The organism is Streptomyces sp. NPDC086554, assembly GCF_040686095.1.
GTDB lineage: Bacteria > Actinomycetota > Actinomycetes > Streptomycetales > Streptomycetaceae > Streptomyces.
In genome coordinates this window covers 84,401-95,307 of sequence record NZ_JBFBJK010000018.1, presented here as the reverse complement: position 1 = coordinate 95,307, position 10,907 = coordinate 84,401, and the positions used below count along the sequence as shown (strand labels likewise).

At 69.2% G+C, this 10,907-nt stretch carries 10 protein-coding genes and 1 pseudogene; 6 read left to right on the top strand and 5 right to left on the bottom strand.

The window, feature by feature from the left end; all coding sequences use genetic code 11:
- Positions 1 to 11: 11 nt before the first annotated feature.
- Complete coding sequence (locus AB0O76_RS27805; protein ID WP_365496515.1) at positions 12 to 371, top strand: FAD-dependent monooxygenase; 360 nt, start codon at positions 12 to 14, stop codon at positions 369 to 371.
- Between the two features lie 14 nt (positions 372 to 385).
- The gene (locus tag AB0O76_RS27800) at positions 386 to 925 is read left to right on the top strand and encodes a helix-turn-helix transcriptional regulator (RefSeq protein ID WP_365496513.1); all 540 of its coding nucleotides are present in this window, start codon (positions 386 to 388) and stop codon (positions 923 to 925) included.
- A 62-nt stretch (positions 926 to 987) separates the two neighbouring features.
- Here the strand turns inward: AB0O76_RS27800 and AB0O76_RS27795 are convergent, their stop codons facing one another.
- From AB0O76_RS27795 to AB0O76_RS27785, 3 genes are all read right to left on the bottom strand, one after another.
- On the bottom strand, positions 988 to 1,752 hold the full coding sequence (locus tag AB0O76_RS27795; protein ID WP_365496511.1) for an SDR family oxidoreductase: 765 nt from the start codon (positions 1,750 to 1,752) through the stop codon (positions 988 to 990).
- Positions 1,753 to 1,941: 189 nt separating this feature from the next.
- On the bottom strand, positions 1,942 to 2,706 hold the full coding sequence (locus tag AB0O76_RS27790; RefSeq protein ID WP_365496509.1) for an AraC family transcriptional regulator: 765 nt from the start codon (positions 2,704 to 2,706) through the stop codon (positions 1,942 to 1,944).
- 281 nt (positions 2,707 to 2,987) lie between these two features.
- Positions 2,988 to 3,782, bottom strand: a complete 795-nt coding sequence (locus tag AB0O76_RS27785; RefSeq protein WP_365496507.1) for a metal-dependent hydrolase — start codon at positions 3,780 to 3,782, stop codon at positions 2,988 to 2,990.
- 61 nt (positions 3,783 to 3,843) lie between these two features.
- Between AB0O76_RS27785 and AB0O76_RS27780 the strand changes: the two genes are divergently transcribed.
- From AB0O76_RS27780 to thpR, 3 genes are read left to right on the top strand one after another with little or no spacing between them, the layout of a single operon-like run.
- On the top strand, positions 3,844 to 6,417 hold the full coding sequence (locus tag AB0O76_RS27780; protein WP_365496505.1) for a DUF3516 domain-containing protein: 2,574 nt from the start codon (positions 3,844 to 3,846) through the stop codon (positions 6,415 to 6,417).
- Positions 6,418 to 6,457: 40 nt separating this feature from the next.
- Positions 6,458 to 7,363: an acyl-CoA thioesterase II gene (locus AB0O76_RS27775; protein WP_365496503.1), complete on the top strand. Its 906-nt coding sequence runs from the start codon at positions 6,458 to 6,460 to the stop codon at positions 7,361 to 7,363.
- A 26-nt stretch (positions 7,364 to 7,389) separates the two neighbouring features.
- Positions 7,390 to 7,968, top strand: coding sequence for an RNA 2',3'-cyclic phosphodiesterase (gene thpR / locus AB0O76_RS27770; RefSeq protein WP_365496731.1), 579 nt, complete (start codon positions 7,390 to 7,392; stop codon positions 7,966 to 7,968).
- A 306-nt stretch (positions 7,969 to 8,274) separates the two neighbouring features.
- Here the strand turns inward: thpR and AB0O76_RS27765 are convergent.
- A pseudogene (locus AB0O76_RS27765) lies at positions 8,275 to 9,093 on the bottom strand (MFS transporter); the annotation flags it as partial.
- A 287-nt stretch (positions 9,094 to 9,380) separates the two neighbouring features.
- On the opposite strand from AB0O76_RS27765, the gene AB0O76_RS27760 reads away from it, so the two are divergent.
- The gene (locus AB0O76_RS27760) at positions 9,381 to 9,878 is read left to right on the top strand and encodes a tetratricopeptide repeat protein (RefSeq protein ID WP_365496729.1); all 498 of its coding nucleotides are present in this window, start codon (positions 9,381 to 9,383) and stop codon (positions 9,876 to 9,878) included.
- 43 nt (positions 9,879 to 9,921) lie between these two features.
- On the opposite strand, the gene AB0O76_RS27755 is transcribed toward AB0O76_RS27760, so the two are convergent.
- The gene (locus AB0O76_RS27755) at positions 9,922 to 10,881 is read right to left on the bottom strand and encodes a DUF6397 family protein (RefSeq protein ID WP_365496502.1); all 960 of its coding nucleotides are present in this window, start codon (positions 10,879 to 10,881) and stop codon (positions 9,922 to 9,924) included.
- Between the last annotated feature and the right edge of the window lie 26 nt (positions 10,882 to 10,907).

Genomic DNA, 10,907 nt, shown 5'->3' with positions numbered 1-10,907 from the left:
TGGAGGCGTACATGGACAGCAATCGCGGTGCGCGGACGGCGTTGATCGTGGGTGCGGGTGTCGCGGGTCTGACAGCGGGCATTGCCCTGGCGCGCAGGGGGTGGCAGGTCGACATCGCCGAAGTCAGCCCGTCGGGGGCGGCTTCTGGCTGGGGGTTGTGTCTGACCGGGCCGTCCTTGCGGGCGCTGGACGAGCTGGGTCTTGCGGACGCGTGTCTGGTCGAGGGCTACGGCATGAGCGTGATCACCCACGTGGACGGGCAGGGCGAGTCCGCGGGCCAGGTCAGGTTGCCGCGCCTGATCGGCGCCGAGCGGCCGGCGCTGGTCGGCATCGCGCGACCCGTGCTGCACCGCATCCTGTCACCGCGCTGACCGGGCACCCGCCGGTGTCCACCGTGCGCTTCGACTTCGCCCTCGACCTGGCCCGACCCAAGGGCCGGGCCGTGCGGCTCCTCGTCCGTTCCCTCCTTGAGCAACCGGACTCCGGGGACCCGCTGTTCCGGCGCGCGGAACTGCAGCGCAGCCGGCTGCGGTCCATCGTCACCGCCCTGCTCCTGGCTCAGCCGCACTCGCACACCGGCGAGCTGCGCGACGGTCCTTCGCCAGGCCACCCGCGCTCCATGCGGGCAGCCCTCGCTTTCATCGAGGCGAATCTCACCGAACGCATCCGCCTCGGTGACATCGCTCGGGCCGCCGGCTGCAGTCCGCGGACCATCAGCCTCGCGTTCCGCGACCGGCTCGGCGTGTCCCCCATGTCGTACGTGCGCAATCTGAGGCTCGACCGGATTCGTGAGGACCTCCTCGCCTCCGCCGACCCCGTCGGCACCATCGCCTACCGGTGGGGCGTCTCCCATCTGGGCCGCTTCGCCGGCGAGTATCGCCACCGCTTTCACGAGCTGCCCTCGCACACCGCGGCCCGCAGGTGACGGCGGCCCTTGCAGACCTCCCCGCGGGCCGCGTGATCTGAGCGGCCCGCGGGGGGTGGCGATCAGCGGGTCGTGTAGCCGCCGTTGAGGAAGAGGGTCTGTCCGTTGGCCCACCAGCCGTCCGTGAGGAGATGGCGGACCCAGGGCACGATGTCCTCGATCTTGGTGAGGTCGCCGTTCATGGCCGACGCCTTGTGGTACGCCACGGAGTCGTCGTCCTCGGCGGGATAGAAGAACGAGGTGTCCATCGGGCCAGGCGCGATGTTGTTGACCGAGATGTTGCGGCCGAACAGCTCCTTGGACAGCGCCCGCGCGAAGTGCTCCACCGGCGCCTTGCTGCCCGCGTACGAGGAGTACAGACCGGTGTACGCGGCGAGCAGCGAGGTCACGATCGTGATGATCTTCCCTCCGTCCTCGATGCGGCGTGCGGCCTCGCGCATCACGAAGAACGCGGCCTTGGAGTTGACCGCGAACATCTGGTCGTACTCCTCCTCCGTGATCTCGGTGAGCGGCTTCTTCAGCACCATGCCGGCGGTGTTGACGCTGCAGTCCAGCCTTCCGAACCGGTTGACGACCTCGTCGAAGACCCGCTCCACCTCGGAGACTCTGGTCAGATCGCCCTGGATCGCGAACGCCCGACCAGGGCCCGCGTTGATCTCCGCGACCACGCCCTCGGCCTTGGCGCGCGACGATTCACTGTTGTAGTGGACGGCCACCGATGCGCCGTCGGCGCCCAGGGTCGTACTGATGAGACCGCCGAGATTGCGGGACGCCCCGCCGACGAACGCGACCTTTCCACTGAGGTTCTTGTCCGGGTTCTGCACCATGACAGCCTCCTGCGATGTGTGTGAGGGCAGCTCATGGCCCGGTGATCCGTGCTCATGAGCTGGGCTCCACACTCGCCGCAGAGGCGTGCGCCGATCTTGAACGATCGGAGCATGCGTGGAACAAACCGCTCACCGCTTCGAGGGCTTCGGGCGGGTGCGTGCTGTTCCTTCAGGGCGGGCCCTCGGGGCTCAGACCGTGCCGCGGCTGTCTCGCAGGATGCGCGGGGTGGCCCCGCCGTGGCGGCGCATCATCCGCGTGAGGTGGCTCTGGTCGGCGAACCCCGTCTCCGTCGCGATGTCCGCGATCGCCCTGTCGGTGTGCAGCAACGCCTTGCGGGCCTTCTCCAGACGCTGCTGCAGCACGTACTGGTGCGGGGACTCGCCCGTCGATGCCCGGAACACCCGGGTGAAGTGCGAGGCGCTGACGCCGGCCACCGCGGCCAGATCCGCGAGCGTGACGCGCTCGGCAAGGTTCGCGTGGATGTAGTCGATGACCTCGGCCAGCCTCCTGGGCGGCAGGCCGCCCTCCCGGGCCGGGGCCTGCCCGCCGTCGGTGGCCAGGCGCAGCACCGTGGCGGCCGCCGCCTGCACCAAGGACTGCGCGTACAGGGAGTCCGCGGGACCGGGCCCCGCGTACTCCGCGGCCAGTCGCTCGATGAGCAGCTTCAGGAGCGGGTCGGTGAAGTGGAATCGGGGGACGAGCTCCAGCCGGCCGGCGGCACCGCTCTCCGCCGCCATCTTCTCCAGCCACACCGGGTCGATGCCGAGCAGCAACAGCTCGACGTCTTCCTGCCAGCGCGGCCGCGAGGCCCACCCGGCCGGATTGACCAGCGCCTCCCCGGCATGGAATCTCTCGCGGCGCGCCGTCCCGTCCGCCGACCAGCGCAGATTCGCCGAGGGTCCGGTGTGCACCACCAGGACGTGCACCGGTGGGCCGACCGGCAGGGGCGCCACGTCCGACACCCCCGCCGCACGCTCCCTCGACCGCTCCACCACCGCGTGGCCGAGCTCGGGCCCGCTCCCGTGGAGACACCGCAGATGAGGCTTGATGTGCGAAACACCATCACGCCATTGTCCGGCCGGACGCGCCGGGCCGCAGCTCGCCGCGAGACCCGCTGCCTCTGGCCGCCCCACGGTCCGCGCGGAGCGGGGCCCTGGCGACCGTGCTCCTACGGTCTGCGCCCCGGACCGCGCCCGAGCCGACACCAACGCCGACGCCGACGCCGACGCCGACGTCAGATGAAGTTGAGCGCGGCCGCGCCGCCCACTCCCCCGAGCAGCATGAACACCGGCATCAGCACCTTCAGCTCGATCCAGCTGCCCGCCCGGAACCGCATCATCTTCGGCGGCCCGACCGGGTACCACCGCTTGCGGCCGATGGGAATGGGCCACAGGATCGGGCAGCCGGAGACCGTCAGGGCGTCCCCGATGTCGTGCACCAGCGCACCGAGCACGATCGGCAGGCCCAGCCACAGGTATTCCTGGCCCGGCGCGGTGAACAGCCAGTCCGCGCCGTTGCCCGGCTTGTCCAGCACTCCGGCGAGGATCCACGCGCTGGTCGCGGCAAGGAGCCACACCAGCACATCGCTGCTGGATCCACGGGCGGCCCGCCACAGCAGGCCCTCGATGGCGAGCACCATGTGGACGAAGAGGATCGCGAGGACCGCCCAGCGCCCGCCGAAGATCGCCAGGGCCGCGGTGCCGCCACCGATCAGCACCGCCCACAGCCAGGTGTGCGTGAGAGTGCGGTGCCCGCCCGCGCGGCGCGGGTCGCCCTGCTTGCGGGTCGCCTTGTAGACGGCGGCCGACAGCTTGTCGACGATCTCGCACAGGCCTTTGGAGACCGGACCGAAGGCTCGCGAGATGGTCGCCGACTTGTGGTCGAGGTCCGGTGCGAGCGCCGCGCCGGCGCAGATCAACGCCCCGACGAGGAGGACCGGCCAGGGCATCGTGTGCCCCGCGGCCGCCGCGGCCGCGCCGACGCCGAGCCAGGCCGCCGCCCCCGACAGTGAGTGTGCCGGTCCCATCATTGCTGTTCCCCGCCCCATTTCCGTTGTGCTGACGCCCCGTTGGCGACACAGCGTAGCGTTCGTGATCTTCGTACGGACCTCCGGTTCCCTGATCGAGTGCGAAGGAGGGCAAGATGGGGGTGTGACCCTTATTGATCAGCTGCCGCCGGATGCCGACCCCGATGCCCTCTTCGAAGCCTTCTCCTCGTGGGCCGAGGACCAGGGGATCACTCTCTATCCGGCTCAGGAGGAGGCACTGATCGAGGTGGTCTCCGGAGCCAACGTGGTCTTGTCGACCCCGACCGGCTCCGGAAAAAGCCTGGTCGCGGCGGGCGCGCACTTCACGGCACTGGCCCAGGACAAGGTCACCTTCTACACGGCTCCGATCAAGGCGCTGGTGTCGGAGAAGTTCTTCGACCTCTGCAAGCTCTTCGGCACCGAGAACGTCGGCATGCTGACCGGCGACGCGTCCGTGAACGCCGACGCCCCCGTCATCTGCTGCACCGCCGAGGTCCTCGCGTCGATCGCCCTGCGCGACGGCAAGGACGCCGACATCGGCCAGGTCGTGATGGACGAGTTCCACTTCTACGCGGAGGCGGACCGCGGCTGGGCGTGGCAGATCCCGATCCTGGAACTCCCGCAGGCGCAGTTCATCCTGATGTCCGCGACGCTCGGCGACGTCGCGATGTTCGAGAAGGACCTCACACGTCGCACGGGACGCCCCACGTCGGTCGTCCGCTCTGCGACGCGCCCCGTCCCGCTCTCGTACGAGTACCGGCTGACGCCGATCACGGAGACGCTCACCGAGCTCCTGGAGACCAAGCAGGCGCCGGTCTACATCGTGCACTTCACGCAGGCGCAGGCCGTCGAGCGTGCGCAGTCGCTGATGAGCATCAACATGTGCACCCGCGAGGAGAAGGACAAGATCGCCGACCTGATCGGCGCCTTCCGCTTCACCACCAAGTTCGGCCGCAACCTCTCGCGCTATGTCCGCCACGGGATCGGCGTGCACCACGCGGGCATGCTCCCCAAGTACCGACGGCTCGTGGAGAAGCTGGCGCAGGCCGGCCTCCTGAAGGTCATCTGCGGCACGGACACACTGGGCGTCGGCGTCAACGTCCCGATCCGCACGGTGCTGTTCACCGCGCTGACCAAGTACGACGGCACACGCGTACGCACGCTGCGCGCGCGGGAGTTCCACCAGATCGCCGGGCGCGCCGGACGCGCGGGATTCGACACCGCGGGCCTGGTAGTGGCGCAGGCACCCGAGCACGTCATCGAGAACGAGAAGGCGCTCAACAAGGCGGGCGACGACCCGAAGAAGCGCCGCAAGGTCGTGCGCAAGAAGGCCCCCGAGGGCTTCGTGGGCTGGACCGAGAACACCTTCGAGAAGCTCATCGCCTCCGAGCCCGAGCCGCTCACCTCGCGCTTCCGCGTCACGCACACCATGCTCCTCGCGGTGATCGCCCGCCCGGGCAACGCCTTCGAGGCGATGCGCCGCCTCCTCGAGGACAACCACGAGCCGCGCAGGCAGCAGCTTCGGCACATCCGCAGGGCGATCGCCATCTACCGTTCGCTGCTCGCCGGCGGTGTGGTCGAGAAGCTCGACGAGCCGGATGCCACGGGCCGCGTCGTGCGCCTGACGGTCGACCTGCAGCAGGACTTCGCGCTGAACCAGCCGCTGTCGACATTCGCCCTGGCCGCGTTCGACCTGCTGGACAAGGAGTCCCCGTCGTACGCGCTTGACATGGTGTCCGTCGTCGAGTCCACCCTCGACGACCCGCGCCAGATCCTCGCCGCCCAGCAGAACAAGGCCCGCGGCGAAGCCGTCGCCCTGATGAAGGCGGACGGCGTCGAGTACGAGGACCGCATGGAGCGGCTCCAGGACATCACGTACCCGAAGCCCCTGGAAGAGCTCCTCTTCCACGCGTACAACACCTACCGGACGAGCCACCCGTGGGTCGGCGACCACCCGCTCTCCCCGAAGTCCGTCATCCGTGACATGTACGAACGGGCGCTGTCCTTCACCGAGTTCACGTCCTTCTACGAACTGGCCCGCACCGAAGGCATCGTGCTGCGCTACCTCGCCAGTGCGTACAAGGCGCTTGAGCACACCATCCCGGACGACCTGAAGTCCGAGGACCTGGAGGACCTGATCGCTTGGCTGGGCGAGATGGTCCGCCAGGTCGACTCCAGCCTCCTCGACGAGTGGGAGCAGCTGGCCAACCCCGAGGTCATGACGGCCGAGGAGGCCCAGGAGAAGGCCGACCAGGTCAAGCCCGTCACGGCCAACGCCCGCGCCTTCCGTGTCCTGGTGCGCAACGCGCTCTTCCGCAGGGTCGAACTGGCCGCCCTCGACCACGTCGAGGAGCTGGGCGATCTTGACGGCGACTCCGGCTGGGACGCGGACGCCTGGGGCGAGGCCATGGACAAGTACTGGGACGAGTACGAAGATCTCGGCACCGGCCCCGACGCGCGCGGCCCCAAGCTGTTGCTCATCGAGGAGGATCCCGAGCACGGTCTGTGGCGCGTCCGGCAGACGTTCGCCGACCCGAACGGCGACCATGACTGGGGCATCAGCGCGGAAGTTGATCTCGCGGCGTCCGACGAGGAGGGCCGCGCCGTCGTCCGGGTCACCGACGTCGGCCAGCTCTGACCACCCCGAGCACCCCTCAGACAGGAGTCGAGGAACCGTCATGAACAATCCCGCCGACCGGCTCGTCGATCTGCTGGACCTGGAGCAGATCGAGGTCAACATCTTCCGTGGCCGCAGCCCGCAGGAGTCCTTGCAGCGGGTGTTCGGCGGGCAGGTCGCCGGGCAGGCCCTGGTGGCCGCGGGGCGCACCACCGAGGGCGAGCGTCCGGTGCACTCGCTGCACGCGTACTTCCTGCGGCCGGGACGCCCAGGGGTGCCGATCGTGTACCAGGTCGAGCGGGTGCGGGACGGGCGCTCCTTCACCACGCGCCGCGTCACCGCGATCCAGCAGGGACGCACCATCTTCAACCTCACCGCTTCCTTCCATCAGCCCGAGGAGGGCGCTTTCGAGCACCAGCTGCCGCCGCGCATCACGGCTCCTGACCCGGAGTCGCTGCCGACGGTCGTCGAAGAGATCAAGGAACATCTGGGCGCGCTTCCGGAGCAGTTGGAGCGCATGGCCAGACGTCAGCCCTTCGACATCCGCTATGTGGACCGGCTGCGCTGGAGCGCCGAGGAGATCAAGGACGCCGAGCCGCGCAGCGCGGTGTGGATGCGGGCGGTCGGCCCGCTGGGCGACGATCCGCTCGTCCACACCTGCGCGCTGACGTACGCGAGCGACATGACGCTCCTGGACGCCGTCCGCATCCCGGTGGAACCCCTGTGGGGCCCGCGGGGTTTCGACATGGCGTCGCTGGATCACGCCATGTGGTTCCACCGTCCCTTCCGTGCCGACGAGTGGTTCCTGTACGACCAGGAGTCGCCGATCGCTACGGGCGGCCGCGGTCTCGCCCGCGGCCGCATCTATGACATCGAGGGGCGACTCCTGGTCTCGGTGGTGCAGGAAGGCCTGTTCCGTCCCTACGGGGAGCGGCACATGGACGGGCGTCCGTCGACAGGTTCGTAAGCGGTCACCGTGAAAGCCCTTCTTCTGTGAACGAACAGATTCAGCCCGCGACCGTTCGTGTGTTCATCGCGCTCGCTCCTCCCGACGACGCGAAGCGGGAACTGGCGCGGGCACTTGGCCCCGCCTACCGCGCGCATCCCCGGATGCGATGGAACCGCATCGAGGACTGGCACATCACCCTGGCGTTCCTCGGTGAGGTTCCCGTGGCGGTGGTACCGCTCCTGCGTCCGCCGCTCGCGCGTCTCGCGGCCCGCCGCAGCCCGCTCACCCTGGCGCTGCGCGGCGGCGGGCACTTCGATGAGCGTGTGCTGTGGAGCGGCATCGACGGAGACGTCGAAGAGTTGCATGCGCTCGCCGCCGAGGTGCGTGCCGTCGTCCATGACTGCGGTATCGCTTGTGCGGACCGGCCGTTGCGCCCCCATCTGACCCTGGCCCGCGCCCGCCGTGACACTCCGTCGTGCGTGGCGGAAGCCGCTGCCGGGCTCACCGTTTTCACCGGCCGGCCGTGGCAGACCGAGCGCCTGCATCTCGTCGCCAGCAACATCGGCCGCGGTCCAGGCCCCGTCCACTACCGCGACGTCGGCGCCTGGAACTTCGGGTCGTGACGCATAACCGGGGTTGTCGTCGGCAGGCTTTCCCGCAGGGCGCAAGGCAATCGCCAGCACAGCTGCTCCGCAGAGCGCCACGAGCCTGATCCAGACCGCACCGACGTGCATGGCGTGGACGAACGCATCATCAGCGGCGTGCGCAAGAGCGGGCCGGTGGGTCGCGTTGGCTACGTGCCGGGTCTGTTCGGCGGAGACCCGCGCCTGGTCCTGCACCGGCCCGGGGGCACCGCTCAGCGAGGGTTCCATCGCGCGCCGATAGACGATCGACATGATCGTGCCGCCTATCGCGATCCCGATCACGCTTCCGGTCTGCCGCACGGTGTTGGTGACGGCCGACCCGGCACCGGCCCGTTCCAACGGCAGAGAGCCGATCAATGCCGCCGTCACCGGGCCGATCACCATGCCGACGGCGAGGCCCTGGACCAACAACACGATCTCGATCCAGATGAGCGGGGTGTGCAGTCCGAAGAGCCCGTATGCGCCCATGGTCAACGCCGCCAGGGTGAGCGCCGGTGCGGTGACCGGGCGCAGCGACCAGCGGCGCACCAGGCGCGCGCCGAGGGTCGCCCCCAGGACCGCGCCGAGCGCGGTCGGGAGACTGGCCAAGCCCGCCTCCATCGGCGAAAAGCCGCGTGCGCCCTGCAGGTAGAACGCCCCATAGAAGGTGACGGCGGCCACCGCGAAGAGGAGGAGTCCGAGCGCCACGTTGCCACCACCGAACACACGTTGCGCAAGCAGCCGGGGATCGAAACTGGGCACCTTGATGCGCAGTTCGACGAGCACGAAAGCGGCGAGCAGGACCAGTCCGACGGCGATCGGCGCCCAGACGTCCGTACGGCTCCAGGAGACCACCTGCCCCGCACGGATCAGCCCATAGGCCAACGCCGCGAGCCCGCTGATCGACAGCAACATCCCGGCCGGGTCCAGCGGCCGCGGGGTGGGGCTGCGGAAATTCGGGACCAGCACGGCGATCCCGAGCAGCGCAAGGGCAGCGACCGGGCCATTGACCAGAAAGACCGAGCCGGCCGGACCCGCATCGAGCCCATGGACCGGGTCCGCGAGCGTCTCCAAGGTGGTGCTCAGGACGGTGTTGTCCAGCCAGATCAGCAGCGAGCACACCATGAGAACGGCAAGGATCAACTGCTGCCTGAACTTCGGCAATGATGGGGACGTCGTCATGAATACCTTCGGGTGTGATCGACAAATTCCGACGAGCGGACCGTAGGCAATCGCCACGCCACTTTCAATTAATGATCCAGGGAATTGCGAGGGCATATCGGAACGTCACTGTCAATTGCTGAGTTTGTTGTTCAACCTCGAGGACTAGAGTTCAGTTCCTCCCGTCGCTCAAGGTGAGGCGGAGAGGGTGAGGCTGAGATGAGGATGGTTCGTTGACCGGGGACGAGAACATGAGCGGGCACCGCGACCAACTGCTCGCCGAGGCCGTGCGGCTGCGCGAGGACGGCCGCCACGAGGAAGCCCGGCAGCGCCTGCTCGCCCTGTGCGAGCGGTTCCCCCTGGACGCCGAAGTGGCGTACCAGACTGCTTGGGTGCACGACACGCTCGGCCTGGAAGCCGAGGCGGTCCCGCACTACGTCCGCGCGGTCGAACAACCGGGCCTGTCAGCCGATGACCGGCGGGGAGCGCTGCTCGGTCTGGGCAGCACCTACCGCATCCTCGGCCGGTATCCCGAAGCCGTCACGACCCTGAGCGACGCGGCGGCGGAGTTCCCCGACGACGGCGCGCTCAAGACGTTTCTGGCCATGGCCCTCTACAACACCGGCCGGAACCACGAGGCCATGGAGATCCTGCTGACCTTGCTAGCCGCCACGAGCAAGGACCCGGACATCTCCAACTACCGGCCCGCGATCGAGCACTACGCCCTGGACCTCGACGCGACGATGTAGCGCGACCGCCCGCAGGTCGGCCCTCCCTCTCCCGTCGGCCCGGTCAACCGCCTCTGCGGCGCAGCCACTTCAGCAGGCCGCGTGGCTCTGGCACCCGTTCCTCGGGTTCGTCGTCGGGCCGCTCTGCCGGCGGCGCGGCGCGCTCGGGCTGAGGGTCCGGCGTGGGAAGCGGTGCGGGGTGTGGCGCCGGTCGTGGCGCCGGTCGTGGCGCGGGGCGCTCCCTGCGGGCCTCGGAGAGGCCGATGCTGAGGTTCGCCCGCAGCCAGCGGATCTCATCGGGATCGTCGGCGGTAGTGATCTTCTGGATGATCCGCGCCACGGGCGACTCCGCCGCGCCGCGAGTGAAGGCGTCGGGCATGAGCCTGTTCACATAGGCCCGTTCGTACGGATCCTTGATCAGCTCGGCGATCTGCACCGGATCCAGCAGCGAGGCCACGGCCGCCGCGCGCTCCCAGGGATCACTGGACTGCCGCAGCAGCGACCCCGCGTGCCTGCCCCGCCAGTTGCGCGCCCGCAGGTCCACGCCCGCATCCAACTGGGCGCGGATCGTGGCCGGAGCCCGCCCGGTGAGCAGGGCCGCATTGACTTCCGACTCCGCGAACTGCTGCAGTTCCTCGGCGAGATAGAGCCAGACGACAGCCCTGTAGCGGTTTACATAGAACTTCACCGGCGTCACAAAGCCGGCGCGTGTGAGCCGGGTGAAGCGGGTCGTGGTGATGTCCATGAGCGCCGCGCCCTCCGTGGTTCCCACGGTTCTGATGCGCTCCATCCACGCCTCGGGAAAGCCCTTCGTGCCCCGGACGCGCTCGATCTCCTCGCGTGGGACGCGGCGCCGTCCGCCCACCGTCTCGCTGACGGTGCGGATGCGTCCCAGCATCACGGCGAGCTCGAACTCACCGCGTTTCAGCCCCAGTTCCCGCGCCGCGCGGCTCGACGTGACCGATGTCGGCACGGCCTCCGTGGCGGTGGCGCCGACGGACTGCGTGATCGTGTCCCCTGTCATGGTGGTTCTCCCCCCGTGAAGCGTCT